Source organism: Tessaracoccus rhinocerotis, from assembly GCF_007197885.1.
GTDB classification, from domain to species: domain Bacteria; phylum Actinomycetota; class Actinomycetes; order Propionibacteriales; family Propionibacteriaceae; genus Arachnia; species Arachnia rhinocerotis.
Window position 1 is genome coordinate 121,840 of sequence record NZ_VKKG01000002.1, and the last position, 26,657, is coordinate 148,496.

Below are 26,657 nucleotides of genomic sequence, written 5' to 3' on the forward strand. Positions count from 1 at the left end.
GGACTTGGATCAGTGCTTGGCCGCGCGCTTTGCCTTGGCCCGGTCGGTCTGGGACAGGATGACCTTGCGGATCCGCACGATGTCCGGGGTGACCTCGAGGCACTCGTCGGCGGCGCAGAACTCCAGGGCCTGCTCCATGGAGAGGTTCTTGGCGGGGATCAGCCTCTCCAACTCGTCGCCCGTTGCGGAGCGGACGTTGGTGAGTTTCTTCTCCTTGGTGGGGTTGACGTCCATGTCCTCGGCGCGCGGGTTCTCGCCGACGATCATGCCCTCGTAGACCTCGGCGCCGGGTCCGACGAACATGCTGCCGCGCTCCTGCAGGTTGAACAGGGCGAACGACGTGACCGTGCCGATCCTGTCGGCCACCAGCGAGCCGGTCGGGCGGGTCCGGAAGTCCCCGGCCCAGGGGGCGTAGCCCTCGGCGACGTGGTTCATGATGCCGGTGCCGCGGGTCTCCGTGAGGAACTCGGTGCGGAACCCGATCAGGCCGCGGGCGGGGACGATGAACTCCAGCCGCACCCAGCCGGTGCCGTGGTTGACCATCTGCTCCATCCGGCCACGGCGCAGGCCCATCAGCTGGGTGACGGTGCCGACGAACTCCTCGGGGATGTCGATGACGAGCCGCTCGATGGGCTCGTGCACCTTGCCGTCGATCAGGCGGGTGACCACCTGCGGCTTGCCGACGGTGAGCTCGAAGCTCTCGCGCCGCATCATCTCGACGAGGATCGCGAGCTGCAGTTCGCCACGGCCCTGCACCTCCCAGGTGTCCGGACGCTCGGTCTGGTTCACCCGGATCGACACGTTGCCGATCAGTTCCTGGTCCAGGCGGGCCTTCAGGAGGCGCGCAGTCAGGTTCTTGCCGGACTTGCCGGCCAGCGGGGAGGTGTTGATGCCGATGGTCATCGAGATGGACGGGTGGTCCACGTGGATCAGGGGCAGCGGCTTCGGGTTGTCGGGGTCGGAGAGCGTCTCGCCGATGGTGATCTCGGGGATGCCTGCGATGGCGACGATGTCTCCCGGGCCGGCGCTCTCGGCCGGGACGCGGTCCAGTGCCTCGGTGCGCAGCAGCTCCGTGAGCTTGACGTTCTGGATGGTGCCGTCCTGCTTGCACCAGGCCACCTGCTGGCCGCGGCGCAGCTCACCGGCGACGACGCGCAGCAGCGCCAGGCGGCCGAGGTAGGGGGAGGCGTCGAGGTTGGTGACGTGCGCCTGGAGGGTGCCGCCCTCCTCGTAGCTGGGCGCCGGGACGTGCGACATGATCGTGTCGAACAGCGGCATCAGGTTCTCGGAGTCGGGCATCTCGCCGTCGGCGGGCTGGGTGAGCGAGGCGCGGCCGGCCTTGGCCGAGGCGTACACGATGGGGAAGTCGAGGGCGTCGCCGGCATCGTCGTCGAGGAGGTCCATGAACAGGTCGTAGGTGGCCTCGACGACGTGGTCGATGCGGGCGTCGGGGCGGTCCACCTTGTTGATGACCACGATCAGCGGCAGCTTCTTGGCCAGGGCCTTGCGCAGCACGAAGCGGGTCTGGGGGAGGGGGCCCTCGGAGGAGTCGACGAGCAGGATCACGCCGTCGACCATCTCCAGGCCGCGCTCCACCTCGCCGCCGAAGTCGGCGTGCCCGGGGGTGTCGATGATGTTGATCGTCACGGCCTCGCCGCTCGGGCGCATGTGCTTGACGGCGGTGTTCTTCGCGAGGATGGTGATGCCCTTCTCGCGCTCCAGGTCCATGGAGTCCATTACCCGGTTGTTCACGTCCGAGCCCTCCCGGAAGGCACCCGACTGCCAGAGCATGGCATCGACCATTGTGGTCTTGCCGTGGTCGACGTGGGCGACGATTGCGACATTGCGCAGGTCGTTGCGGATGGGCATGCGGTGGCTCCTCGAGATGGACAACGGTGGGAGTTTACGGCAACTGCGTCCCCATCCCCGCATCGACGAGGGCCGGGATCAGCCCTCGGTCGGCTCGGGGGAGCCGTTGAGCACCTGGTGGGCCGTTTCGGAGGAGTCCCGCAGGAACTGGGCGCAGCGTGCCTCCTCCTCGCTCTCGCCCAGTCTGCCGGCGGCCATCCCGAGGGCGTGGACCGCGCGGAGGAAGCCGCGGTTGGGCTCGTGCTCCCACGGGATCTGCCCGGAGCCCTTCCAGCCGCTGCGGCGCAGGAGGTCGAGGCCGCGGTGGTAGCCGGTCCTGGCGTAGGCGTAGGCGGCGACGGTGGAGCCCAGGTCCTCGGTGCGCAGGCACGTCTCGGCCAGCAGTGCCCAACACAGCGACGAGGCCGGGTGCCGCTTCACGACCTCCAGGAAGTGGTCGCGGTCGGACCGGGTGATCTCTGCCAACGCCGGGTCCTGCGGCAGTTCCACGACGACGGCGGCTGCCATCAGGTTGGGGTGCGTCTCCATGCCCACCAGCCTAGCCGTGCGGCGGCTGGAAGCCCGAAGCCGTACCGGCTGCGGCACGCCGAAGACCCCCCGACACCCAGAATCGGTGTCGCAGACTGTGTCCGTGGCACCGATCCCAGGCCGGGGGGTCCAGTTGTGTGACTGCTCGGGTCCGATGGCCGAACCTCGCCGAGGGGTTCCCGGAATCCCTCGGGTCGGACCCGGTCAGTAGGCCCCGGAGGAACCCACGACGGCGCGGGCAGTCTTGGCCAGGATCATCAGGTCCTGCACCACCGACCAGTTGTCCACGTAGTAGAGGTCCAGCCTGACCGTGTCCTCCCAGGACAGGCGCGAGCGTCCCGAGACCTGCCACAGACCGGTCAGGCCCGGCCGGACCTGGAGGCGGCGGCGGGTGTCGAAGTCGTACTGCGCGACCTCCCGCGGCAGTGCCGGGCGGGGACCGACGAGGCTCATGTCCCCACGCAGCGCATTCCACAGCTGGGGCAACTCATCGATGGAGAAGCGTCGGATGAACTTGCCGACCTTCGTGATGCGTGGGTCGTCGGCCATCTTGAACAGCACACCCGCGGCCTCATTCTTGGCCTGCAGCTCTGCGAGCTTCGCCTCGGCGTCGGTGCACATGCTGCGGAACTTCAGGCAGTCGAACTCCTCGCCCTTCAGCCCCACGCGACGCTGCCGGAAGATGACCGGCCCGCCGTCCTCGAGCTTGACCGCGATGGCGGTGGCGAGCAGGACCGGCGAGGCCAGGAGCAGCAGGAGGGCGGCGCCGGTGATGTCAGCGGCCCGCTTGATCCAGCGCAGCGAGTTGATCGCCCGGGGACGTGCCACGTCCACGAGCGGGAGGCCGGCCACCGGCCGGAACTCCAGGCGTTCGGCGCTCACGTCGGCCATCGTCGGTGCCACGATCATCTGTACCTGGGAGTCCTCCAGGCGCCAGGCGAGGCGACGGAAGTCGCCCGGGCAGTCGAAGGAGCCCTCCGCGAAGATGACCACCTTGATTCCGTGTTGGGCGATGATGTCGTCGACGTCCTCGATCTGCCCGAGGACGGGCAGGCCGATGGCGGTGGCCTGCAGGCGCTCCCTGGTGACGGCGCCCACCATCTTGTAGCCCATCCAGCGCTCGCGGCCCAGCACCAACGCGATCTCGTCGACGTGGTGGTCGGCTCCCACAACGAGCACCGGTGTCTGGAACATCTCCATGGCGTGCAGGCGGTGCATCAGGCGGCGGCGCAGGAAGCGTGCCACGCACAGCCCCACGACACCCACTCCAATCCACACGACGAACATCGTGCGCGGGTAGGAGTAGTTGAGCAGGAAGCAGGCGACGCCGAAGCTGCCGGCCGCCCACGCGGTGGCGTTGATGGCCCGCTTGTACTCCATGGAGCCCGCACGCAGGTCGCGCAATGAGTAGGTCCCGGTCAGGGCCAGTGTGGTCATCCAACCCAGCGTCAGGCCGATGCTGACCAGCGCCAACGATGGCGTGTACTGAATGAGATCACGAGCGGCGCCCCAAGCGATGGCCGCGCCGAACCCGGCGCCGATCATCAGAAGGTCCACGGCTAGCAGGAACGCGCGTTGAGTGCTCGATGCCAGCACCCAGCGCGCGCTGCGCGCCGAGGATTTGGTGGTGGTTGCCTGCCATGGCAGAGCATGCTCTAACGTCCGAATGACGGTCATGATTTATCCCCCGATTGATCATGTCCTGATATGGAACCCGCCCAAGAGTGGACGGGTGGTTTTCATTAGTGGCCCAAGTATTGCGCGGAACCGAGGTTGGCGCAAGACCCTAGACGAACGCGTTTCGAGCCCTAGACTGCCACCCATGAGCCGCTCGACCGGGGGAAGCGACCCTCATGTCCTCGTCATCGTCCAGAACCTTCCGATCCAGGTGGATCGCCGGGTGCTCCTGGAGTTCCACGAGCTCCTCGCAAGGGGGTACCGGGTCAGCCTGATCTGTCCCAAAGGGCCGGGGGACCCCTCCCGCGAGCAGATCGACGGGGCCCGGATCTACAAGTACCGCCCCGCCCCGGAGGCGAAAGGCCTGGCCGGTTATGCGCTGGAGTTCGGCTACAGCTGGCTGCGCACCGCCTGGCTCAGCCTCGTCGCCTGGCGGGAGGGCGGCCGGTTCCACGTCATCCAGGCCTGCAACCCACCGGACACCTACTGGCTGCTGGCGCTGCTGTGGCGGATCCGAGGCGTCAGGTTCGTGTTCGACCACCACGACCTCAACCCCGAACTCTTCCTCAGTCGGTTCGGGGAGCCGAAGTCCCGCGGGCAGCGGCTGCAGTTCGAGGGCCTCAAGTGGTTGGAGCGCATGACATTCCGGGCGGCCCACCGAGTCATTTCCACCAACGACTCCTACCGGGCCGTCGCCATCCGGCGCGGCAAGCGCGAGCCCCGCGACGTCGACGTCGTGCGCAGCGGGCCCGACACGACGCGCATGCGCCCCATCTACCCGTCCGAACCCGTGCCCGAGGGCATCACAATGCTCGCCTACATCGGCATCATGGGCCCGCAGGACGGCGTGGACCAAGTGCTGGACCTCGTGGCCGAGCTGCGTCGCCGCGGCCGCACCGACGTGCGTGCCACGCTGATGGGCTTCGGGGACTGCCTGGAGGACCTCAAGCGGCAGTGCACCCGGCAGGGGCTCGACGACATCGTCACCTTCACCGGCCGCGTCGACAAGCGCGAGATCGCCGAGCACATGAGCCGTTCCCACATCGGGGTGTGCCCCGACCTGAAGACGCCGCTCAACGACCTGTCCACCATGAACAAGAGCCTGGAGTACATGGCCTATGCGCTGCCGTCGGTGTCCTTCGACCTGGCCGAGACCAGGGTGACCGGTGGCGACGCGATCAGCTACGTCGTATCCGGGGACATCGGCGCCATGGCCGACGAGGTGGAGAAGCTGATCGACGACCCGACGCGCCGCGCGGAGATGTCGCGGCTTGCTCGCGAACGCGTGGTCGAGCTCTTCGACTGGGCAGGACAGGCCAAGGTGTTCGGGGACGTCTTCGACCAGGTGCTCGGGCGCCCGCCGTTGGGGGAACGCGATGCCGCCCCTGAAGCTGGGGGCAGCGACGAGTGGGGCAGGACCTACGTTCCGCTCGATGATGAGGCAGAGTTCGAACGCTACGTCTTGGCGCGGCGTTCTTGAGTGAGCTTCCAGATCGCCGGCAAGCGCTGAAGAGTAGCTGAACTCAGGAATCAGGTGAGTCGCTCTCGGCCCGGTGAGTGGGCTCCACCTCGTTGGGGGTCCCTTCCTCCGAAGGGTCCGATGCTGCATCGGTGCGGCGTGCGGCTCGGATACCGGCGCGTCGCCGGACCAGTGAATCGACAGCAAACGCTGCCAGGAGAGTGACCACGCCGCCAGCAGCAACCACGACCAGCGCTGGGCGAAGCCAAGGATTGCCTTCAGACGTGGGCACGTTCTCGGATGCGAACACCCGTGCATGTGCGATTTGTGAGTTCGGGGCTCCCTCTTCTTCTTGGAGTCGCCGCAGCTCTGTTTGGAGGAGTGACAGAACCCAGTCGCGCGTGTCGAGGACGTCCCGCGGATCAGTACCACTGACCTGAACGGTGAGCATCGGAGCGTCGCGATCGGCAGCAACCTCGACCGACGAGCCAAGACCCTCCTCTGCCTTGGCCGTCTGGAAGGCAAGGGTGGCCGGCGTGCCGGCGATCAGCCCAGCGAGGACCTGAAGACCGCTCGGCAAGTACAGGAAAGGGCTCCCGATGGCGTCGGGTCCACGAGCGTCGTTGGGTAGGAGAAGGAGGAGACGCGAACTGACGACGTAGCTGGGCGGCGTCGACACCATCAGGTAACCCACTGCTCCACCTGTCAGGAGCAATCCGATGAGGATGACCAACCAACGTCGCAGGAGCACCTTCACGGCACTGAGCAAATCCACTGCGTCCCCTCGCCTCGCTGCAATGACGGATCGTACACAGATTAGCAGTCGGTTCCTCGCGGCCGTGGACTTGCAGATGAGTCATGGTCGGGCCGACTCGCCCCGTCCCCAGTCCATCGAGTCTACCGGGCCGTGAGAGGCCAGAATGCCAGAGTAAGCGGTGAGCGCCGCATAGACGACTCCCGCCGGAAGCAGCTTCGCGTCCTTGGCCACTACATCACGTATCCAAGACCAGGCGTCGGAAGGCCGGGGTCGAATGGGGAGGAGGCCCTGTCGGCCCGCTCGCCGCATGGCCGTGGATCCACGGCGGACACGGACAAGGCGACGCACCAGATCCTTGGTGGTGGCGGGGGCCTCCACCACGACTCGCGATTCTTCAACCAAGATCTTCTCGTGTGGTGCGAATAGGGAGTCTAGGAAAAGGTCATCGGCCACCATGTTCGGGAACTCCTCGAATCGGGCTCGACCTTCTTCGGAGATGGCAATCATCCCGCGGCCGAAGAGCCCTTGTCGAAAGGCGGGGAGCCGACTGTGGATCGCGGCGTGCGACGCCACCGGCCAAGGTCGGCCACTAACGTTGAGTTTTCGCGAGGGGCCTGCCGCCATGATCCCTGGCGTTTCAAGTGCCGTGACCAGGCGATCGACTGTGCCCTTGGGTACGGATATGTCGGCGTCCAGGAAAATCCTCGGGAATGAGTCAGCCGCGATGTCGCCTGTGTTCAGGGCGAGCGGTTTGCTGCCCGGGGAAACCCGGATCACGTCCACTCCAGATCTGGAACGGGCGACTCCTGAAGTGTCGTCGGAGCAGCCGTTCGCGACGACGATGACCTGCGCACCGGGTGCGTCGGCCAGCAGGGTGTCGAGGGTTCTTCCGAGCACAGCGGCTTCGTTGTGTGCGGCGATGATGACACTGACCACAGGCCCCCCTCAAGTTGTCGCGGGAGAGATTCTATGGTGTGCGGCCCGGAATTGTCAGTAGCAGCATCAACCTGTGCCTGGCGCCCTATAGTTGTTTGCGCACAGCCACGGGGGAGGTAGGGCATGTCAATGAGGGCAATGGGATCGCAGGTTCCCGAACATCCGCTTGATCGTGTTCTGGACGGCAGGATGTGCGCTGGTTGCGGTGCTTGTGCCTACCTCGCTGACGAGGTAGAGATGGTTGACCTTCCACACATCGGGCGTCGCCCCGTCGGGGTCAGGGCGCTGCCCATCATGGTCAAGGACCAGATCTACTCGGTCTGTCCCGGCGCAGCCGTCCGCTCTCCTGGGGAGAAGGTTGCGCCCAGCAACAGCGCCGAGCTACTTGTGGGCCCGGTCAAGGAAGTGTGGGAGGGATGGGCTTCAGACGCCGAGACCCGAAGAGGTGCTTCCTCGGGTGGAATCATCTCGGCTCTGGCGACGTATTGCGTGGAGCAGTTGGGGATGCGTCTGGTGGTCCACACCGGCATGGAGAAGGCCGAGCCTTGGACCAACTCGACCGTCGTCAGCTCCGACCGTGCAGGCATCCTGGGGAATAGTGGTTCGCGCTACGCCCCCTCATCTCCGGTCGAGGCGCTGCGGGAGATCGAGGCCAGCGACCGACCATGCGTGTTCATCGGAAAGCCCTGTGACGTCGCAGCAGTGCGGGAGCTCCGCCGGACCCGCCCTCAGCTTGACCGAAATCTTGGGCTGGTGCTCAGTTTCTTCTGTGCGGGTACGCCAGCATCTGCCGGCACCCTGCATGTGGCCGAACACCTAGGATTTCATGATCCTTCCAGCATCGAGTCCATCAAGTACAGGGGAGACGGTTGGCCGGGCCGGTTCCGTGTCCGGGACAGTGCGGGCGAGCACGGTTCCCTTAGCTACGAGGAGTCATGGGGAATGCTGGCACGGCAACATCGTCAGCTGCGCTGCCACATGTGCCCCGATGGACTTGGTGAACTTTCTGACATCACAGGCGGCGATGCTTGGCACAGAAAGGCGGAGGGTGGGGACGGTGTCTCCTTGGTGCTTGCGCGGACCGAACTGGGACGGCGAACGGTGTTGCAAGCAGAGGCTGCCGGGTACCTGACCCTTGCCCCGAGCGACGTGCAGAAAGTTGTGGATGCGCAGGGGCTTGTCGCCCGGCGAGAGCTGATCACCCCTCGACTTGCCGCACTGCGGCTCATGGGATTGCCGGTCCCGTCCTACCCAGGGTTCAGGCTCTGGAGGGCGAGTCTGTCGATTGGCCCGCTCAAGTTTGTTCGCGAGTTCTTGGGCACCTTAAGCCGGGCTGTCATGAGGGGCTACCGGCGCCCTGAGCAAGAGGAGGAGAAGGAGGCGCAGTGAGCTACAACAGGGTGTTGGTGCGAGTGTACGCAGTCCGGCGACGGTCTGTGAGGCGTCTGGTGGTGCGTATCTGTCGTGCTCTGGAGGGCGGCGAGATGACGTCCAAAACCCTGCGTGAGATCTTCCGGCGGTTCCATGACGTCGACGTTGGTATGTACTCTCACGGTGGCTGTTTCGAGCTGTACGCTTTCGGCCCCAAGACGACGATAGGACGGTACTCCTCAATCGCTCGGGGAGCCTTTGCGGCGACTCTGGACCATCCGACGGGGCGAAAGTCGATGCACGGGTATTTCTTCAATCCGCGGCTAGGTCTGGTTTCGGATGAGCTGTCGTACAGTCCACTGAGGATTGGCAACGACGTCTGGATGGGCTACAACTCGATCATCCACAGTTCGGTGAATGAAATTGGGGACGGTGCGGTCATCGGTGCGGGAGCAGTGGTGTTCAAGGATGTCCCGCCATACGCAGTCGTGGTCGGGAACCCCGGAAGAGTGGTTCGCTACCGCTTTGACGAGGAGACGATCACGAGACTGCTGGCTGAACGCTGGTGGGAGAAGGACCTCGAGGAGTTGGACCCTGCCGCGATGATGACCCCACACATGGGAATTGCGTGATCGCTGACACCTGACGATGCCAGGCGGCAGTTCTCGCGCATCACAAACACCAAATCAGCGGCACGCCTGAGAACTGGGGTGGACAACCCGTAACATGGTGGGCATACGGTCCGTGTTGTACGGAGGGGGACGTAGTGGGGGCATGGGGCAGCGCATCGGAGACTTATGGGGTTCCAGGGGAGGTCCAAGGCGTATTCCGGCGTGACGGCGCGGTCGACGTTGCCGTGATCGTCGTCACCTACAACAACGAAGGGGACGTTGATGCCCTAATCAGTTCCCTTCGCAGCGAGGCCATGCAGTGCAGCATGCGCGTCATCCTCGTGGACAACGGCTCCGTCGATGCGACTGTGGCTCGCGCCAGCGCCCACGCGGATGTACACGTGGTGGACACCGGCTGCAACCTGGGCTACGCTGGCGGCATCAACCGAGGTTCCACATTCGTCGGTGAAACCGAGACGTTGCTCATCCTCAACCCCGACACCACCGTCGTTCCGGGGGCAGTCGCGGCCATGCGGCGCCGCCGGGAACTCGTGGGAGCCGATCTGGTGGTGCCCGCACTGGAAGGTTCCGATGGCCGGCGTGCTAGGTCTCTTCGTCGTGAACCTTCCATCTCACGTCGTCTCGGAGACGCTGTTTGCGGGCGTTTTTGGAACTCCAGGCCAAGTTGGCTCAGTGAGGATGTGCGGGACCGGGCAGCCTACGCTCACGCGCACCCGGTGGAGTGGGCCACCGGTGCGGCGCTGATGGTCTCGGCCGAGGCCGCCAACCAAATCGGGCCCTGGGACGAGCGATTCTTCCTCTACTCGGAGGAGACTGACTATTTCCGACGGGCCAGGGAACTCGGATTCTCAGCCTGGTATGAACCTTCTGCGCGCGTGATCCACGCCGAGGGGGGCTCCGGGCGGTCACCAGCACTGGTTGCCCTGCTGGTAGTGAACAGCCTGCGTTATGTCGAGAAGCATCGTCCGGTGGCTGCTCCCATCCACCGTGCCCTGCTCATCCTGCATGAACTGCGTCGCTGGCGAGATCCGGATCATCGACTCGCGCGGACGATCCTGTGGCGGCGCAAGTCATGGGAACAGCTGCCACAGGGAGAGAAGACCAAATGACGGCCCACAGGGAATCGAGCCACAAGTCTTTCCGATTGGAAGGTGGCTTCATCTGGTTCGTGGCGCAGGATTGGTGGTACCACAACCAAGCTCATTCAGACTTCCAACTGATGAAGGAGGTCTCACGTCTGGCCCCGGTCCTGGTGGTCAATAGCCTCGGGATGAGGCTTCCCGGTCAGGCCACGAGCACCAACCCACGACGCAGGATCTGGCGCAAGATCAGGAGCATGACCAAGTTGCTGCGCAGACCACTCAAGGAACTCCCAAACTTCCACGTCTACACACCTCTGATGCTTCCGATCTACGGCTCGAACGGACTCTTGGCTCGTCTAAATGCCGCCCTGATCCGGATTCAAGTCCGAATTGTCGCTCGGCTCGCAGGGCTGAACCGCGACGCAGCGATCGGTGTGACGATTCCGACGGCGTGGCCCGTTGTGGCACCCATGCGCCGCTCGGCCCTCGTGTTCAACCGTTCGGATCTTCACTCGGCTTTCCCTGAGGCAGATGGGGCTTGGGTGGAGGGGTTGGAACGGATGCTCCTCCAGCACAGCGACCATGTACTCTACGTCAGCCACGAACTCATGCTGCGTGATGAGGATCTCGTAGGGGAAAGGGCGTTCTTCATCGATCATGGAGTGGACCTGGAACACTTCCAGCGCGAGGGCAGTGTGCATCCGGAGTTGGCGGGGATCCCGAACCCGAGAATCGGATTCTTCGGAGGGCTGGACGACTATGTGGTTGACATGGCGCTTCTGGAGGAGACTGCACGCTCCTTGCCGGAGGCCAGCTTGGTACTCGTCGGTGACGCAACGTGCTCCATGGCAGCGCTGACCGAGTTGCCGAACGTCCACTGGTTCGGTTTCCGCAACTATGACGAGATTCCTGCTTTCGGCCGCGGCTTCGACGTCGCGCTCATGCCTTGGCTCGACAACGAGTGGATCCAGCATGCCAACCCGATCAAACTCAAGGAATACCTGTCCTTGGGGCTACCGGTCGTAACGACCAACTATCCAGAGGTGGAGCCGTACCGGGATCACCTCCGTGTGGCTCGGCGAGAGGATTTTGCCGCTGAGGTGGCCGCCGCATATGAGGATCCGGGCGATGCCGAGGAGAGGGTGCGGTTTGTACGTCAGTACTCGTGGACCGGGCGTGCTGAGGCCTTGCTCCACCTGATCGGCAACAACTGATGTGTGGGATCGCAGGGGTCTACCACGCTCGGGCGAGCGGCCCGGTAGACGTCTCCCGCTTACGGATCATGGCGGAAGTGCTCGCCCATCGTGGACCAGATGACAGGACCACTTGGATCCAAGGCCCTCTTGGGCTTGCGCACACCCGGTTGTCGATCATTGACGTCGAGGCTTCCCGTCAGCCAATGCACGCAGTTGATGGTTCATGGAGCCTCGTGTTCAACGGGGAGATATTCAACTACAAGGAACTGCGGCGAAACCTCGAATATCCGTTCGAGACCGACGGTGACACCGAAGTCCTCTTGGCCGGACTGGTCTTGCATGGAATCTCATTCGTCAAACTTCTCCGCGGACAGTTTGCGTTCGCAGCCTTTCACAATGCTTCGGGGACGTTGCACCTGGCACGCGATCGGCTGGGGGTGCTGCCGCTCTACTATCACCAGGCCGCGAAGGGGCTGACGTTTGCTTCCGAGGCGAAGGCAATCAACATCGGCTTCCCCCACGAGATCACGGTTGATCATGACAGCCTTGACGCTTACTTGACGGCACGCTCCGTGCCTGCCCCCTACACCCTGTTCAAGGGCATATCCAAACTGGAGCCCGGCCATCGCGCTGAATACCATTCCGACGGTACGCTGACGCTTTGTCGATACTGGGAACCTCCTCCGGTGGAGTCCTCCGCCAACCATCGCTTGCCGACTGTGGTCGACGAGGCCGAGCAGCAGATCCGCGATGCAGTAGGGGCCGCCATGGTGGCTGACGTCCCTGTTGGGGCCATGCTAAGTGGCGGGGTAGACAGCAGCTTGATCGTAGCCGTCATGAAGGAGATCAGGGGGGACGCACCAATCGACACCTTCTCGGCCGGGTTTGGGGATGCTCGCGTCGATGAGCTGTCTTGGGCGCGTCGGGTGAGTGAGCATGTCGGAACCCGGCACCACGAGGTGGAGGTCCGCGCAGAAGACTTTCTGGAACTCTGGCCGCGGCTTACCTGGCACCGGGATGCACCGATGTCGGAACCCGCTGACACCGCCGTTTTTCGGCTGGCGGAGTTGGCGCGACACCACGTGAAAGTGGTGTTGTCTGGGGAGGGAGGAGACGAACTGTTTGGCGGTTACCCAAAATACCGCTATGCATCCATGATGTCGGTCTCTGCGATTGTCCCGGCTGGACTGCGTGGGGAGGCGGGGCGCATGCTCGAGAGCCGTTTGCCACCCAGACTGTCGCGGGCAAGGGTGATGCTGCGCGCACTGGCCGAGGGGTCCAAGTCACAGCAACTGGCAGCTTGGTTCGCGCCTTTCACATCCTCTGAACGGCGTGTTCTGCTGGGGACGGAGCCTCCGTCGGGACGCAGCCGCAACGAACCCCCGGGCGCAGACGATGTAGATCGCCTGCTGCGCCACGACCTTGCTTCCTGGCTTCCCGACAACCTCCTCGAACGCGGGGACCGGATGTGCATGGCTGCCTCATTGGAACTGCGGCCGCCGCTCTTGGACCACCACTTGGTGGAGTTTGCTTTCCGGCTGCCGAGCAAGCTAAAGGTGCGCGGTGGCCGGCCCAAGTGGCTTCTCAAGGAGGTGGCGCGGCGCTACCTGCCGACGGAGGTGGTGGACCGCCGCAAGGTCGGATTTCGTGTGCCTCTGGACACTTGGCTGCGGTCTGACCTCCGGGAATCTGCTTGGGACAGACTGACGGGGACCGGCTCCTACGTCGGTTCCATCTTCAACCGGAATGCGGTCCGTGAGCTATTGGAGAGTCATGAACGCGGCGCAAGCAATGAGGAGAACCGGATTTGGACTCTGTTGTCGCTGGAAGTGTGGCACGAGACGTGCATCTCCGGAGTCCGGAATGGTTGGAAGGGGGTTGCCTGAGGGGCGTGGCGGCAGGATCACGTTCCGGGAAGGAACCCCAGCAGATCGGTGTTGTCGTGGTCGGCATTTAGAATCCTCGCAGGGTTCCCGGCCACCAAGCAACGGTCGGGGATGTCCTTGGACAGTACTGACCCTGCCGAGATGGTCACCCCATCACCAATATGGACTGCTCCCGTGATGATCACACCTGGCCCGATCCAGACGTTGTTCCCGATGGACGCCACGCCATGATCTCCCTTGGCCACACGTTCCCCGATTGTGACCCCGTGATGAAGGACGCAATTTCGTCCGATGGTGGCGGGGCCGATCAGGACCCCATGGCGGTGCATGAGGCGGAGGCCTGGACCTATGCGTGCCTGCGGGCTGATCTCGGTGTGGTGGATCTGTGTCATAAAGCGATTGACGACCCGATGTAAGATTATGAGCAACGTTCCGAGGGTGCGGTTCCGAGCGCGAACTTCCCGTGCGAACTGCCCGAGCCGGTAAATCGCCACGCAGTGGAACTCAGGGTCGAATATCTGGAGACGCCACCACTCCCAGACGGATCGGCCTCCACCAGGCCCTGCAGCGCCAAACGCTCGGGCGCGGTCAGAAGCGAGTGCGCCACCTGTCAGTCTTACCCAGGAATGCATATTCCCACGGCCTCCCCGACTACATGCGGGACAACGATCCCGCCCCGACACTTGGCATGATCCTACCAGCTGGTCTCGGCCAAGCCGCGCAGCTGATGGGCTGTTCTTCCGTCGTCCACTGGGCCTACACGGCGTCGGTGGGGGAGTCGGCGTCCTTGTCAGAGATCGCTTTGATGGCACCGCCCAGACCGATAAGCAAGAAAGTCAGGCCTGCCACCTGCCGAAAACCCAAGGCGTCAAACGTCACGAAGCTCATCGAGATACCGACCAAGGAGGCCGAAATAGACAGCCCCGCATTGCGTTGCACCTCGTCCTTTGCCCTCAGTCGGACCAAAATGCCCTGAACAACACCGGCTCCTGCCATGATGAAGAACGCTAGGGCTCCTACGAGGCCAACCTCAAGGAGCAGCACAAGGACTTGGTTGTCGAGCGTTCGGTACACGTCGGGAACCCACGCGAAGAGTCCTCGGCCGAAGAAGGGCTGTTCCAAGACGAGTCGTGTAACGAGCCCGTAGTCACTGGTTCGGCCCTCAATGCTCGGATCATTGCCGAGATTGGTGAACAGGGCTCTGATCGTACCCAGCAGTCCGGGCAGCACGACGGGTCCAACGACCCCGAAGATCGGCACCAAGATCAGAGCCATGATGCGGAGTCGTGCCGGCCACCCCAAGATTAGGACAACCATTGCGGCCGCAGCTACGATGACCGCGGACCGTGAGACCGTCATCAGCGAAGCTAACCCAATTGCCAACGCTGGCAACCATGAAGGGGCCGTCTTGTCGCGAAAGCCCACATGGATTGCGAGGGGCAGCATCGCGGCCATTGCGACGCCCAACTCGATGGGGTGGGCGGAGGTGCTGACGATCCTGTTCAGATCAGACCTTGACAACGCTCCCCCGAACTCACCTTGTGCGGACAAGCCCGGAATGCTGATGAATCCCGAGATGTCCAAACCGGTGAAGTACTGGATGACGCCAACGACGGCGACCACGGTCGCTGAACCCACCAGCCAGTTGATTGCCTTGTTCAGGTCGCCCCACGAGCGCAAGCCATCCGCCGTCAGCAGCGCTATGCCGACCCAGCCTGCCAGCGCAAGTAGGCCACGATCAGCAGCGCTGGTGAGCAAAGCTGTCATTTCTGGGACATCAGCGACGTACCATCGTGTCGCGCCGAACCTTGGGCGAATGTCTGCTGGTTGGTACCAGCCCTGAAGGTGCCCCGCCGCAAAACTCGCCAAGACCATTGAGGCGAAGAACGCGACCGTTAGTCTCGCAGGGGTCAGGCCCCGGTGCAGTTGGCCACCCACGGTTCCACAGAGCCACCACAGTAAACCCAGCATGGCAAGAAGGTTTGCGGGTGCTCCTGGGGCGCCGATCGCCCCGACCACCAACCTTGTGGGAATGCATAGAAGGAGCACTGAGTAGAGTGCGACGAATGCCGCAGCTGATAAGGTGGCGGGATTGAGCGACTCGACCGCCGCTGGCTCGGTCCCTCCTGAAGGGTCTGGTCTATTCATCGGACGGACTTCTCATAGCCCGCACGCGATGACTGGTGGCGCCGCTGTACGGCCGCTGCCCAGACTGCTGAAAGGATCAGGCCGGCCGCGATCACGCCGATCTTGGCCCGAGCGGAATCGCCGACTATCCTAATGGCTGACGCCTCTGCCATGAAGGTGTGAGCAGAAGCAGTTTGAGTGGTTGGAGCCCCCAACTGTTCTTGTACAGTCAGCAACTCTGATTCAATCACTGCAACGACCCAATCCCTCGTCTCAATGACGTCGACAGGACTGCCGCCCTCAACGCTCACTGTCACGATCGGTTGGGAGTGGTCGAAAGAAATCTCGAACTGAGAACTAAGGCCAAGCGCGTCACGGGCTTCTCTCGAAGAGTCCGTCAAGGGGGCCTCCGCGATCACGCGACTAAGAACTACAAGGCCATTGGGTTGTTCGAGAAATGGATTCGTCGCCATGAGCCCAGTGTTCGGTGGGAGGAGGAGCATGAGTCGGGCGGTGGCTTGGTAATTGGCAGGGAGCAGCTGCGGTAGTGAAACGGCCAGCGCGCACGTGATGACTATTCCGAGGGCAAGTGCGATGGAGGTGTGGACAGTTACTTTACGAAGTGTACCGAGGCTCATGTCTCTTCCTGGTTGCGAACCCTCCACGGCTGACTAAGAATGTCAAATGGCATGTTTTCGATCTGCCTTAAGTTTGCGCGCCATCCCCGCTATGCGTTCCTGAAAGGTGGAAATCCGGCTGGCTGCTACGGCTCTGCCGCGTGCGACCCCCTCCCGGAGGGTGTCGGACTTCTCAACGTAATCGAGTGTCTTGCGCACTGCTTCTTGAGTACCCAGTGCCTTGAGATCAACGTTGATGTCATACCCCATACCGCTGAACAGTCCTGCAAACTTGCGACTGTATGCGGCTGGGATGGTTGCAACTCCGGTGGTGAATGCGGCGATGGTCGCGTGCATCCGTGACCCGATGAACACGTCAGTCTCCGCAATCCAAGACTTTGCCTCCACCGGATTTCGAAATGACGGGGCCAATTGTGCGCCTGGACAGTCAATCTGGAGTGCTGAGCAGGCCGCCACATCCCCTTCGCCCTGTTCGCCGTCACGTGGAACCACGTGTGATACCAAGTGGACGTCATGCCCGGTGTCCAGAAGGCCTTGGACGACACCGCGGCAGTATTCTTGGTAATTCACTTTCAAGTCGAACTGGTTCTTACCCGTGTACCCTCCGGTCCAGAGCAAACCTGAAACATTGAAACCAATCCTTTGGGGCCGTGACGCCGCGAGCTCGGTGTTCGGGCCCGATGGGAGAGTGACCGCCACGTCGGTAGTCAGAATGACGTCGCGTGATGTGAGGCCTCCAAGGAACTTCAGGGAAGGCTCGTCGCGGGAAAACACGAGTTCAGCGCGTTCCACAACGCTGCGTACCCATGGAAGGACTGACCTGTGTGTAAACGGCCCATACGTCTGGGGAGCCAGGACCAGCGCGGCGCCGCTCCTGAGTGCCATCTCCTTGTGCAGGAGGTTCTTGAGGAGGCGCGGCAGACCATAGATGTCTGAGAAGCTGTCCCCTCCCGTGAAGTCCACAATGAATGTGCAGCTCTCCATCTCTCGGAAGGTGTGGAGGAGGCGGCGGGGGCTCTTGTGCCGGAACGGGACCGCCCTGATCGGACGCCCGCCGAGCCCGAGAGTGTCGCTCATGAGCTTCAGGCCGTCGGTGCTGTTGTCGGAGAACAAGACAAACTCTGCTGCGGGATCAGTCACTTGATGTATCAAGTTGACCCCCGCGTACGCCAGAGCTGAAACCCCTAGATTGGGGTTGTCGCACTGTATGCCAAGGAACCCGATTCTCATTCGCCCCCCGAAGAACGTTCACAGTGTTGTCGTTGACAGCGTACTGGCTATGGCGCCCGCGATGGGCGAGTCTTGTCAGGGTGCAGGCTCGCCCGTGTCGTCGTAGACGTTGCTGGCCTCCCACACCACGCCCGCTTGTGGTGTGCTCACGACCGCGTATCGGAAGTCGCGACCGAACCTGTTCTGTCGGATCACTGCGTCATCGAGGTCGGTCACGCGACCCAAGTTGACGGTGATGCTGCCCCCGTTCATGAGGTTGTGCTCAACTACGAGGCCCTGGATGGGATCGTTACCGACCAAGGACCCAATCTGTATCGCGGCATTCATGGGATTGTCATTGCGGTCATTATAGGCTTGAAGATTGTTGTTTCGGATGTGGATATTGTTTCCGCTGCGAATTTGGATCGTGTCGTTGTGGCTGCTCGGAGTGGCGAACAGGTGATGGATATAGCAATCTTCAACTGTGACGTCGTCCCCGGTGATGAAAATGCCGTCCACGCCCGAATGGATGTTGGAGTGACGGACGATGCCGCTGGACGTGTCGAAGAAGATACCCTTACCCGTGGAGTTCTCGTTGGAAACCTCGACGAACTCGATGATCGCATTCTTTACACCGGGGTGCACATGGATCGGATAGCGATGTTCCGCCGTGGTTACGCGACTGTTGCGAATGGTGACATTGTCTGCCTGGATGTCAATCTTTCCTTGGACGTCCAGACCTTCGATGACCGTGCCGGGCTCCGTCACGATCAAGCTCTCCGAAGCTTGCAGATGGATACCATCCGGCACGCCGGTGGTTGATTCGTCAGGGAAGGGGCTCGCTCCGTGCTCAGGAGCCGGGGTCGAAGTGCTCGGAGTTGGCTCGACAGGGCTGGCGGATCTTCCTGAAGGAGCCGAGACAGGTATCGATGGGGATGCGAGGTCCGGGCTACGAGCTGATGTGTTGCTGGTTTCACTGGGTGGTGTTGGAACGCCAACGCCAATGCACGCCGAAAACGTGGCAGCGGTGACCCCTGCCAGCAGCAGGATGCCAATGCTCCTGAGTACGGATCTAGAAAGTGCGTCCCCCATCACTCCAGTGTGCACTGTGCATCGAGAGAATGTCAGGGGAACGGGATCTGGCCAGCACCCTGGAGGGTGCTGGCCAGACGAGGTTGTGGACGAGGTGCCGTCAGCGGGCGGGTTGTCCGTTGTCGTCGTAGACGTTGCTGGCTTCCCAGACGCTGTTCTGGACGTTGGCCTGGACGCTGTACTGGTGGGCGCGGCCAAAGCGGTTGTTGCTGTAGATGGCGCTGTCGACCTCGCCACGGCCACCGCCGTTGACGGTGACGTGGCCACCGTTCATCAGGTTGTCGGTGACGCGCAGGTTGGTGATGGTGTCGCCGCCAGCCAGGGATCCGATCTGGATGGCAGCGTTCATCACGCCGATGGAGGCGGTGTATGCCTGCAGGTTGTTGTGGCGGACGGTGATGTTGTCGCCGCCTCGAATCTGGATCGTGTCGGGATGGGCTCCCGCGAAGCGAGTCAGATCGTGGATGTAGTTGTGCTCGAGCGTCACTCCGTCGGCGACGATGTGGACACCGTCCTCGGCGGAGTGGATGTCGGAGTATCGAACGGTCCCGGTCCCCCCGTCGAAGAAGATGCCCTTGCCGTTGCTGCCGGCGTTGGATACTTCGACGTGGTCGATCAGTGTTCCGGTCACGCCGGAGGTGATGTGGATCGGGTAGCGCGCGTCGGTTGTCACGCGGGAGTTCTTGATGGTCACGTTGTCAGCGCGGACCACGATTGATCCCCGCACGTCCAGGGCGTCGATCACGGTCCCCGGGGTGGTTACCACGATTCCGCTGGACTGGCGCAGAGTCACCCCAGCGGGGACGCCGGTGTTCGAGGCATCAGGGAAACCCGAATACGAAGGAGCGGGACCCGCAGGTGCCGGATTCTGCGACCCGGTCGACCCCCCGGGGCCTGTGCCGCCAGAGCCAGGGCGCCATGAGGTGTCGACGCGCTTGGGTGTTCCGAACGCAACGATGTTGTTGAACACCCACTTGCCGTCCACGAGGATGAACGAACGGCACGCGTTCGGACCAGTCCATTCATCGTTGCAGCTGGTTCGCCACTGCCGTCCATCGGAGTTCCAACGCGCACCGTTCTGGGCCAGTGGATTGTTGGTCCACAGCGCGCGCGGAGCCGGGAGATACGTCAGGTTGTTGAACGTCCACTTACCCATGGAGACGATCTCTGTCCAGCACCGCTGAATAGTGCTGCTGTAATCCTCGCACCAAGTCCGCCATTGGCGTCCGGAGGAGGTGTGTTCTCCCGGCGTCGTGTAAACGTTCACGTCTGCGGAAGCGCTCTGGGAAGGTATTAGGAAGCCAGCAAGGGCTAACATGGCCCCCGAGGCCGCGATCAAGATGTTCTTAAACAATTCTATATTCCTCTCATGGACTGTCCGGAGCTCACGCTGCTAGCGGCGACACGCGCCTTGAGCTCGCGGACGAGGTGCCGTCAGCGGGCGGGTTGTCCGTTGTCGTCGTAGACGTTGCTGGCTTCCCAGACGCTGTTCTGGACGTTGGCTTGGACGCTGTACTGGTGGGCGCGGCCAAAGCGGTTGTTGCTGTAGATGGCGCTGTCGACCTCGCCACGGCCACCGCCGTTGACGGTGACGTGGCCACCGTTCATCAGGTTGTCGGTGACGCGCAGGTTGGTGATGGTGTCGCCGCCAGCCAGGGATCCGATCTGGATGGCAGCGTTCATCACGCCGATGGAGGCGGTGTATGCCTGCAGGTTGTTGTGGCGGACGGTGATGTTGTCGCCGCCTCGAATCTGGATCGTGTCGGGATGGGCTCCCGCGAAGCGAGTCAGATCGTGGATGTAGTTGTGCTCGAGCGTCACTCCGTCGGCGACGATGTGGACACCGTCCTCGGCGGAGTGGATGTCGGAGTATCGAACGGTCCCGGTCCCCCCGTCGAAGAAGATGCCCTTGCCGTTGCTGCCGGCGTTGGATACTTCGACGTGGTCGATCAGTGTTCCGGTCACGCCGGAGGTGATGTGGATCGGGTAGCGCGCGTCGGTTGTCACGCGGGAGTTCTTGATGGTCACGTTGTCAGCGCGGACCACGATTGATCCCCGCACGTCCAGGGCGTCGATCACGGTCCCCGGGGTGGTTACCACGATTCCGCTGGACTGGCGCAGAGTCACCCCAGCGGGGACGCCGGTGTTCGAGGCATCAGGGAAACCTGAATACGAAGGAGCGGGGGTCGTGGGAGCAGGACTAGGAGAGGCGCTGGCCGTGGGCTCAACAGATGGAGCCACGGTGGTGGGAGCGGCGGTCGGTTCGGGTGCCGGCGTGGGCTTGCTCGTCGAGGACGGTTCTGCGGTGGGCGAGGAATCCTCGGTGCTGTAGGCGATGCCGTCGATGGAGGAGTTGGTGACGTTCGCCGGGCGTTCGGCGGTGAAGTAGAAGTCGTGGCGGCATCCGAACAAGTCGACTCGATCGGCCGTGAAGTCGCCGTGGGCGACACCGTTGGCGCGCTCGTCCATGCAGAGCACCTGGGTGTTCTGGATCTTGGAACCCTTGGCTCCCTCGTAGATCCGGATGCTGTTGTAGTTCTCGCTCTCGACGATCGTGTTCTTGATCGTGACGTTGTCTGCCTTGATGTCGATGTAGCCCTTGACCAGCAGGCCATCGATGACGGTGTTGTCCTGTTTGACCACGAGCCGACCCGAGTACGGCTGAAGATGGTCACGGTCGATATCTGCGAACTGGGAAGCGCCCTGAGCCGGCAGTGCCAGCATCGTGACCACCAGTGCCGTACTGGCCAGCAATGTGGCTCCGGCAAGGACCGGATGCTTGGATGACGTCCGGTTGTCTGACGGTCGCGGGCGCGAGAGTATTCGCGACGTTCGGGGCATTGAGTTCCTTCCGGGGGTGACCGACTCAGCGGTCATGGGGGGGAACCGCTGGGGGTAGCGGCGGGACCAGCATAGGTCATTCCTGAGAGATTCTCACAATTTTAACAGCTTGGCCAGCCGTGGGTGGCCCCCGGCTAGGAGAATCTCTCAGGAAACGGCTAGACCCTGGAGGGCGTCGTCGACCTCGGACGCCGTCGCGTCTCGTCACTTCATCTCATGCGCAGCAGTCTTGGCCGTGCACGGTGCAGCAGACCCCACGGCCAGGCGAGATGCATGCAACAAGGATGGAACCTACCGGCTCCCGGGCATCAGCGGAGGTCGGAATGCGGTGTCCCGACCCGTCCTTCGGAAGGGCTTCGTAGGGAGCCTTGGCGTAGCGAGGCGAGGACTCTGCGTTCGCGGAGTAGTAGTAGTGCCCAGCAAGCTCCGCCGAATGCCGCGCAGGTGAGCACTTTCGCCCAGTCGGGAAGGTGGGTCAACGTAACGATGAGGAGCGCAGGGACCGAGACACAGGCAGCGGCCCCGGCTCCCGCACGGATCGTGGCGAGAAACGACACGACGCCGAGCCCGATGACGCGACGTAGGTTGAACAGTTGGACGGCCATCGACCCAACCATTGCGATGAGGAGGGCGAGTGCTGCTCCCTCGATCCCCAGCAGTACTGATAGCGGATAGAGGAGGAGTACGACAAGCAGTGCGCGGACGAGTGTGAATCGCCTTTGGAGCTCTGGTTTGCCGATGGCCACGTAGACGAAGAAGCTCACGATCGAGTTCATGTACACCATGACGAAGGCGCAGTACAGGGCGAAGGCGTGGGCCGCTTCGCCGAAGGGGGGGCCGTACAGCAGCCTGAGCAGTGGCTCGGCGACGATGGACAGCGTCGCCATGAGGGGCAGGCCAAAAAGCCACACCAGCCGAGACAGCGCGAGCACCCGTCTCCGCAGTGCTTCGAAGTCGTCTTGCGCTTGCGACAGGACCGGGACGATCAGAGGTTCGATCACGCTGGTGAACACGCCAAGGGGGAAGCCAGCGAGGGCGATTGCGAATGCGTACAAGCCCAGCTGATGTGCGGAGACAACCATCCCGAGAACTGCGGTGTCAGCTTGGATCACCAGCATCGTGAGGATCGAAAGGCCGGCCATGCCGCGGGTGAACTTCAACAGGTCGCGCACTGACACGCGGTCCAAGCGGAATCGAATCCGAATCGGGCACAGGATGAACGAGAGCACGAAGCGGCAGAAGAACTCGAAGACAGCACCCCACATCAGTGCCCATACATTTTGGAGGAGGAAGCCAAGAACGATGGTGAGCATCGTGCCGAGTAGGGCAGCTCCTTGGTTCGTCCACAGCGTGGCTTTGAACTGGAACTTCCGCTGCAGCGCGAACACCTTGGGGCTGGTGAGGCCGGTGAACAGGATAACCACGGGCGCGACGAGAAGGAGCTTCCCCAGTTCTGGCTCATCGTAGAGGCGTGCCACTGGGCCAGCCAAGAGAATCGCAAGGATGCCCACGACCACACCCCGGACGACCCCGAACCACCAAGCCACGTTCAGAAACTCTGGCGTGTCGCCACGCTTGTTCTGAACAACGGCGTGGGAAACCCCGACCTCTGTGATGGCCCCGAGAACTGCCAGAACGGACATCGTAAGGGCCATCAGACCGAACTGGTCAGGGACAATGATCCGTGCGAGCAACATGTTGCGACCGAGTCGTGCGAGACGCTCAATTACGGTGGCAACGGCCAGAAAGGTGCCGCCCCGGAGCGCCTTCTTGCCGAGACTTGCCGAATCTCTGTGCTCCTGGGGTGCGGACATGGATCAGTACTGGATCTCCGCGACGTCCTCCACCAGCACTGGCGGCTGGTGGAGGTATCCGGTGGTGCGACGCTTCTGCTCGATGTCGGCGTTCACCCGACGCACCTGCTCGACGGTCAGGCCCGTGGCTTCGGCCACCTGCTCCTCGGGCACGTCGTGGTTCACCCCGTAGAGGCACAGGTCCATCAGGTGGTGCGGCAAGGAGAAGTAGAACTCCTCCTGCGACTGCTCGAGCGTGTAGGTGTCCGTGGTGGAGGGGCGGGTCCGGATGGCCTCCGGGACGCCCAGGTGCTCGGCCAGCGCGTACACCTGGGTCTTGTACAGGTGGGCGATTGGTTTCACGTCCGCCGAGCCGTCGCCGAGCTTCACGAAGAACCCCTGGTCGTACTCGAGCCGGTTGGGCGTGCCGGTGGTCACGTAGTTCAACCGGTCCGCGTGGTAGTACTCCATCATCTTGCGCACCCGCTGCTTGAAGTTGGTGGCGGCGACGATGCCGAGGTAGGCCTCGGTGGTCAGGCGGTGGCTGCTCTGTTCGCCGTCGGGGTTCTCCACCACGACCTGGTAGACGCGCAGGGTGCCGTCATCGACGACGCTGGGCAGCACTATCTTCGACTTCCAGCCCTCGCCGTACTCGGGCACGACCTTGCGCACGGATTCGTCGTAGCGGCTGTAGCAGCCGGCGGCGGCCAGGGTCTCGGCGATCTCCTCCAGCACGGAGTCGAAGCCGAAGTGGTCCGAGATGGAGCGGCTCAGGGAGATGGTCTCCGGCGACGACGCGCGCTCGGGCATGTGCAGCCCGAAGGTGCGCTCGGGGCCCAGTGCGGCGACGCAGAGCGCGGCCGTGACGCTGGAGTCGATGCCGCCGGACAGTGCGATCACCGCCCCCTTCCGGCGGGCTCCCCGCAGGTAGTCGCGGATGGTCTGCGAGATCCGCTCGGTCTCCGCCGCCAGGTCCAGCGCGAGGGTGTCGGGTCCGAAGGTGGTGGTGTGGGTCATTTGTCCTCCTGGGCTTGAGCGACGAGGTCGATGGCGTGCACCGGCTCGGGTGGGCGCCTGCGCTGCGCCCGAGGCCCGGTCCCGGCGATGAACTGGTGGTGGAGCAACTGGGTGGAGACCACCCCGACGATCCGCATGTTATCCGTGTTGCCGAACGCTCGGCTGCGGTTGCGAGCCTTTGCCACGAGCCCTTCGACCTGGCGGGCGTCGAACAGTCCGCTGGCGAGCAGCGCGGAAGGGGAGAGCACCTCGGAGAGCCAGTCCGGCGGGTCGCCGTCGGCGAAGAAGCTCGCCGCGTCGGGGGCCCGGTAGGGCTGCTTGGCGCGGTTGCGGATCTCGTCAGGAACGAGGTCGGCGAACGCGTGCCGCAGCAGGAACTTCTCCTCCAGGCCGAAGAGCTTGTGCCGCGCGGGCAGCGCGTTGGCGAACTCGACGACGTCGCGGTCCAGGAACGGGAAGCGGCCCTCGACGGAGTTTGCCATCAGCATCCGGTCGCCCTGCGAGGCGAGGATGTAGCCCGGCAGCAGCGTCGTCATCTCCAGCCACTGCGCGCGCCCCAACGAGTCCCACTCCCTGCTATCCGCGGGAAGGAGGGAGGCGGGGTCGGCCTGGCGCCCGGACCCGATCGCCTCCTGCACTCCCGGGCTGAGCAGGGTGCGCAACGCCGCCGTCGAGTTCCAGCGGGTGCGGTGCGACATGCCCGGGTCCGCCGGGTCGAAGTCCGCACCGAAGAAGCTGCGCGCAAACGCAGGGGCCTTGCCCGGGTTGCGCGACAGCCACGGGTAGAGCAGCTCGGTGGCCCGGTTCCGCAGCCCGGAGTCCGGCCCGCGGGCCCAGAACTCCCTGACCTTCGCCTCGCGGAAGATGTCGTAGCCCCCGAGCACCTCGTCAGCGCCCTCGCCGGTCACCACCACCTTGTATCCCGATCCGCGCACCAGCTTGGACAGCAGGAACAGCGGCGCTGGCGCGGTGCGCAGCAGCGGCGCCTCGGCGTGCCAGACCACCTCCGGGAAGACCTCGGCGATGTCGGAGTGCGAGACCTCCACGTCGTGGTGGTTGGTGCCCAGTTGCTCGACCATCCGACGCTGGTGGACACCCTCGTCGAACTCGTCGTCGGTGAACCGGAGCGAGAAGGTGTCCAGGTCGGCGTCGGTGAAGTGCCGGATGGCGGCCGCGGTCACCGACGAGTCGAGCCCTCCCGACAGGTAGGCGCCGACTGGGAAGTCGCTGCGCTCGAACCTGAGCCGGGTGGCCCGCACGAGCAGCTCACGCAGGCGCTCCGAGTTCTCCCGCAGGTCCTGGCTGGGTTCCCCTCCGCGCGGGGGGAACCCGATGGCCCAGTAGGGCTCGCTGCGGAAGCCGCCGGCGTCGAAGACCGCGACGTGCCCCGGTTCCAGCTGCTGTATGCCCTCGAAGGGGGTGCGCGGCGCGACGGTGGACCACAGCGAGAACACCTGACCCAGCCCGACCGGGTCCAGGGCGCGCGGTACCCCCGGGTCGGCGAACAGCGCCTTCACCTCGGAGGCGAACACGATCCCGTCCGGCCGCAGGTGGTAGTACAGCGGCCTTACCCCGAGGCGGTCCCGGGACAGGATCAGTTGCCGGTTGCGGCGGTCCCAGATCCCGAGCGCCCACTGCCCGTTGAAGCGGGAGAAGCAGTCCTGTCCCCACTCCTCCCAGGCGTGCACGATCACCTCGGTGTCCGACCTGGTGCTGAACCGGTGCCCGCGGGCGAGGAGCTCGTCGCGGAGTTCGATGTAGTTGAAGATCTCCCCGTTGAACGTCACCCAGACGGTGCCGTCCTCGTTGCCTAGCGGCTGCGCGCCGCCGACGTAGTCGATCAGCGAGAGCCGCGTGTGGCCGAGGATGGCGCCGTGGTCACGCAGGTAGCCGGAGCCGTCCGGTCCGCGGTGGGTGAGGGCTCCGATCATGTCCTCCACCACGCCCAGCTCGGGTGGCTGCCCGAGCGAGACCACCCCGCAGATGCCGCACATCAGACACGCGGGTGGCGCGTCGCCGACAACCTGCGCAGGGCCGCCGGATCGGTCAGGACGTGGTGCGCGATCTGCTCGTCGGTGAGACGGACGCCCAGGACGTCCTCCACCAGCAGGGCGCGCCGCAGTGCGTCGAGCTCCGGATCATCGAGTGGGCGCAGGTGTACGCACTCCTCGAGGAGCCGGTCGACCAGGGGGCCGGTCACGCCGCGCCCTGGGCCCGCTTCGACGAGACGTAGCGCGTGAGACCCGAGATGCTGCCGAGGTTCTCCGGGACCGTCTCGGTGTCCTCGACGCTGAAGCCGAACTCCTCCTCCAGGAACTCGATCAGCTCGAGCACGCCGGTGGAGTCGATGATCCCGGTCTCGAGCAGGGACTCGTCGTCCGCGGGCATCCGTGAGCTGTCCCCGAACAGGTAGCTCTCCTCGATGAAAGCCCTGAGAGTGGTGGTGACCTGAGTGTCCATTTGATCGTCCCCCCGAACGGTCGTGTGATGGTTCATGGGAAGTGTACTGTCCCAGACATAGATTGAGCCAGTGCTTTCCGGGGGTGG

23 protein-coding genes are annotated in these 26,657 nt (G+C 63.7%); 6 read left to right on the top strand and 17 right to left on the bottom strand.

The window, feature by feature from the left end:
• Nucleotides 1-9 precede the first annotated feature (9 nt).
• The 3 genes from typA to FOJ82_RS05745 form a co-directional block, all read right to left on the bottom strand.
• Nucleotides 10-1,869 carry a translational GTPase TypA gene (gene typA / locus FOJ82_RS05735; protein ID WP_143937517.1) on the bottom strand — a complete coding sequence of 620 codons (1,860 nt, stop codon included), beginning with the start codon at nucleotides 1,867-1,869 and terminating at the stop codon, nucleotides 10-12.
• Between the two features lie 78 nt (nucleotides 1,870-1,947).
• A complete protein-coding gene (locus FOJ82_RS05740) occupies nucleotides 1,948-2,397 on the bottom strand; it encodes a DUF3151 domain-containing protein (protein ID WP_143937518.1) in 450 nt (149 codons plus the stop codon).
• Between the two features lie 204 nt (nucleotides 2,398-2,601).
• On the bottom strand, nucleotides 2,602-3,954 hold the full coding sequence (locus tag FOJ82_RS05745; protein ID WP_221933048.1) for a sugar transferase: 1,353 nt from the start codon (nucleotides 3,952-3,954) through the stop codon (nucleotides 2,602-2,604).
• Nucleotides 3,955-4,219: 265 nt separating this feature from the next.
• On the opposite strand from FOJ82_RS05745, the gene FOJ82_RS05750 reads away from it, so the two are divergent.
• Complete coding sequence (locus FOJ82_RS05750; RefSeq protein WP_143937519.1) at nucleotides 4,220-5,554, top strand: glycosyltransferase family 4 protein; 1,335 nt, start codon at nucleotides 4,220-4,222, stop codon at nucleotides 5,552-5,554.
• Nucleotides 5,555-5,597: 43 nt separating this feature from the next.
• Here the strand turns inward: FOJ82_RS05750 and FOJ82_RS05755 are convergent, their stop codons facing one another.
• Nucleotides 5,598-6,290, bottom strand: coding sequence for an insulinase family protein (locus FOJ82_RS05755; RefSeq protein WP_143937520.1), 693 nt, complete (start codon nucleotides 6,288-6,290; stop codon nucleotides 5,598-5,600).
• A gap of 99 nt (nucleotides 6,291-6,389) precedes the next feature.
• Nucleotides 6,390-7,226 (bottom strand): glycosyltransferase family 2 protein, encoded by an 837-nt coding sequence (locus tag FOJ82_RS05760; RefSeq protein ID WP_143937521.1) that lies wholly within the window; start codon nucleotides 7,224-7,226, stop codon nucleotides 6,390-6,392.
• 123 nt (nucleotides 7,227-7,349) lie between these two features.
• On the opposite strand from FOJ82_RS05760, the gene FOJ82_RS05765 reads away from it, so the two are divergent.
• The 5 genes from FOJ82_RS05765 (at nucleotide 7,350) to asnB (FOJ82_RS05785) (ending at nucleotide 13,393) form a co-directional block, all read left to right on the top strand.
• Complete coding sequence (locus FOJ82_RS05765) at nucleotides 7,350-8,615, top strand: Coenzyme F420 hydrogenase/dehydrogenase, beta subunit C-terminal domain (RefSeq protein ID WP_143937522.1); 1,266 nt, start codon at nucleotides 7,350-7,352, stop codon at nucleotides 8,613-8,615.
• Nucleotides 8,612-9,229: a CatB-related O-acetyltransferase gene (locus FOJ82_RS16860; protein WP_143937523.1), complete on the top strand. Its 618-nt coding sequence runs from the start codon at nucleotides 8,612-8,614 to the stop codon at nucleotides 9,227-9,229. Before FOJ82_RS05765 ends, FOJ82_RS16860 begins: the two co-directional genes overlap by 4 nt.
• Nucleotides 9,230-9,453: 224 nt before the next feature.
• Complete coding sequence (locus FOJ82_RS05775) at nucleotides 9,454-10,338, top strand: glycosyltransferase family 2 protein (RefSeq protein ID WP_185975644.1); 885 nt, start codon at nucleotides 9,454-9,456, stop codon at nucleotides 10,336-10,338.
• A 227-nt stretch (nucleotides 10,339-10,565) separates the two neighbouring features.
• Nucleotides 10,566-11,525, top strand: a complete 960-nt coding sequence (locus tag FOJ82_RS05780) for a glycosyltransferase (protein WP_185975645.1) — start codon at nucleotides 10,566-10,568, stop codon at nucleotides 11,523-11,525.
• Nucleotides 11,525-13,393 (top strand): asparagine synthase (glutamine-hydrolyzing), encoded by a 1,869-nt coding sequence (gene asnB / locus FOJ82_RS05785; RefSeq protein WP_143937526.1) that lies wholly within the window; start codon nucleotides 11,525-11,527, stop codon nucleotides 13,391-13,393. Before FOJ82_RS05780 ends, asnB (FOJ82_RS05785) begins: the two co-directional genes overlap by 1 nt.
• A gap of 17 nt (nucleotides 13,394-13,410) precedes the next feature.
• Here the strand turns inward: asnB (FOJ82_RS05785) and FOJ82_RS16935 are convergent, their stop codons facing one another.
• The 12 genes from FOJ82_RS16935 to FOJ82_RS05845 form a co-directional block, all read right to left on the bottom strand.
• Complete coding sequence (locus tag FOJ82_RS16935; protein WP_143937527.1) at nucleotides 13,411-14,025, bottom strand: serine O-acetyltransferase; 615 nt, start codon at nucleotides 14,023-14,025, stop codon at nucleotides 13,411-13,413.
• A gap of 124 nt (nucleotides 14,026-14,149) precedes the next feature.
• Entirely contained in the window at nucleotides 14,150-15,160 is a 1,011-nt protein-coding gene (locus FOJ82_RS05795) for an O-antigen ligase family protein (RefSeq protein WP_185975646.1), read from the bottom strand.
• Nucleotides 15,161-15,537: 377 nt separating this feature from the next.
• Entirely contained in the window at nucleotides 15,538-15,993 is a 456-nt protein-coding gene (locus FOJ82_RS05800; RefSeq protein WP_143937529.1) for a hypothetical protein, read from the bottom strand.
• Nucleotides 15,994-16,200: 207 nt separating this feature from the next.
• On the bottom strand, nucleotides 16,201-17,388 hold the full coding sequence (locus FOJ82_RS05805; protein ID WP_143937530.1) for a polysaccharide pyruvyl transferase family protein: 1,188 nt from the start codon (nucleotides 17,386-17,388) through the stop codon (nucleotides 16,201-16,203).
• 75 nt (nucleotides 17,389-17,463) lie between these two features.
• On the bottom strand, nucleotides 17,464-18,459 hold the full coding sequence (locus FOJ82_RS05810; protein ID WP_143937531.1) for a right-handed parallel beta-helix repeat-containing protein: 996 nt from the start codon (nucleotides 18,457-18,459) through the stop codon (nucleotides 17,464-17,466).
• 100 nt (nucleotides 18,460-18,559) lie between these two features.
• Nucleotides 18,560-19,204 (bottom strand): right-handed parallel beta-helix repeat-containing protein, encoded by a 645-nt coding sequence (locus FOJ82_RS16140; protein WP_185975647.1) that lies wholly within the window; start codon nucleotides 19,202-19,204, stop codon nucleotides 18,560-18,562.
• A gap of 689 nt (nucleotides 19,205-19,893) precedes the next feature.
• Complete coding sequence (locus FOJ82_RS05820; protein ID WP_143937533.1) at nucleotides 19,894-21,213, bottom strand: right-handed parallel beta-helix repeat-containing protein; 1,320 nt, start codon at nucleotides 21,211-21,213, stop codon at nucleotides 19,894-19,896.
• 395 nt (nucleotides 21,214-21,608) lie between these two features.
• Nucleotides 21,609-23,114, bottom strand: a complete 1,506-nt coding sequence (locus FOJ82_RS05825) for an oligosaccharide flippase family protein (RefSeq protein ID WP_143937534.1) — start codon at nucleotides 23,112-23,114, stop codon at nucleotides 21,609-21,611.
• A 3-nt stretch (nucleotides 23,115-23,117) separates the two neighbouring features.
• Nucleotides 23,118-24,110: an NAD(+) synthase gene (gene nadE / locus FOJ82_RS05830; RefSeq protein WP_143937535.1), complete on the bottom strand. Its 993-nt coding sequence runs from the start codon at nucleotides 24,108-24,110 to the stop codon at nucleotides 23,118-23,120.
• Nucleotides 24,107-26,104 (bottom strand): asparagine synthase (glutamine-hydrolyzing), encoded by a 1,998-nt coding sequence (asnB, locus tag FOJ82_RS05835; RefSeq protein WP_143937536.1) that lies wholly within the window; start codon nucleotides 26,102-26,104, stop codon nucleotides 24,107-24,109. Before asnB (FOJ82_RS05835) ends, nadE begins: the two co-directional genes overlap by 4 nt.
• Complete coding sequence (locus FOJ82_RS05840; protein ID WP_143937537.1) at nucleotides 26,104-26,310, bottom strand: hypothetical protein; 207 nt, start codon at nucleotides 26,308-26,310, stop codon at nucleotides 26,104-26,106. Before FOJ82_RS05840 ends, asnB (FOJ82_RS05835) begins: the two co-directional genes overlap by 1 nt.
• Complete coding sequence (locus FOJ82_RS05845; protein WP_143937538.1) at nucleotides 26,307-26,570, bottom strand: phosphopantetheine-binding protein; 264 nt, start codon at nucleotides 26,568-26,570, stop codon at nucleotides 26,307-26,309. Before FOJ82_RS05845 ends, FOJ82_RS05840 begins: the two co-directional genes overlap by 4 nt.
• Nucleotides 26,571-26,657: the final 87 nt, after the last annotated feature.

Excerpts from the sequence above, each read along its gene's own strand:
- FOJ82_RS16935 (WP_143937527.1), bottom strand. The coding sequence starts at position 14,025 with ATGCATTCCTGGGTAAGACTGACAGGTGGCGCACTCGCTTCTGACCGC.
- FOJ82_RS05805 (WP_143937530.1), bottom strand. The coding sequence starts at position 17,388 with ATGAGAATCGGGTTCCTTGGCATACAGTGCGACAACCCCAATCTAGGG.
- nadE (WP_143937535.1), bottom strand. The coding sequence starts at position 24,110 with ATGACCCACACCACCACCTTCGGACCCGACACCCTCGCGCTGGACCTG.
- asnB (WP_143937526.1), top strand. The coding sequence starts at position 11,525 with ATGTGTGGGATCGCAGGGGTCTACCACGCTCGGGCGAGCGGCCCGGTA.
- FOJ82_RS05800 (WP_143937529.1), bottom strand. The coding sequence starts at position 15,993 with ATGGCGACGAATCCATTTCTCGAACAACCCAATGGCCTTGTAGTTCTT.
- FOJ82_RS05825 (WP_143937534.1), bottom strand. The coding sequence starts at position 23,114 with ATGTCCGCACCCCAGGAGCACAGAGATTCGGCAAGTCTCGGCAAGAAG.
- typA (WP_143937517.1), bottom strand. The coding sequence starts at position 1,869 with ATGCCCATCCGCAACGACCTGCGCAATGTCGCAATCGTCGCCCACGTC.
- FOJ82_RS05795 (WP_185975646.1), bottom strand. The coding sequence starts at position 15,160 with ATGACAGCTTTGCTCACCAGCGCTGCTGATCGTGGCCTACTTGCGCTG.
- FOJ82_RS05740 (WP_143937518.1), bottom strand. The coding sequence starts at position 2,397 with ATGGAGACGCACCCCAACCTGATGGCAGCCGCCGTCGTCGTGGAACTG.
- FOJ82_RS05765 (WP_143937522.1), top strand. The coding sequence starts at position 7,350 with ATGTCAATGAGGGCAATGGGATCGCAGGTTCCCGAACATCCGCTTGAT.
- FOJ82_RS05780 (WP_185975645.1), top strand. The coding sequence starts at position 10,566 with ATGACCAAGTTGCTGCGCAGACCACTCAAGGAACTCCCAAACTTCCAC.
- asnB (WP_143937536.1), bottom strand. The coding sequence starts at position 26,104 with ATGTGCGGCATCTGCGGGGTGGTCTCGCTCGGGCAGCCACCCGAGCTG.
- FOJ82_RS05810 (WP_143937531.1), bottom strand. The coding sequence starts at position 18,459 with ATGGGGGACGCACTTTCTAGATCCGTACTCAGGAGCATTGGCATCCTG.
- FOJ82_RS05750 (WP_143937519.1), top strand. The coding sequence starts at position 4,220 with ATGAGCCGCTCGACCGGGGGAAGCGACCCTCATGTCCTCGTCATCGTC.
- FOJ82_RS05845 (WP_143937538.1), bottom strand. The coding sequence starts at position 26,570 with ATGGACACTCAGGTCACCACCACTCTCAGGGCTTTCATCGAGGAGAGC.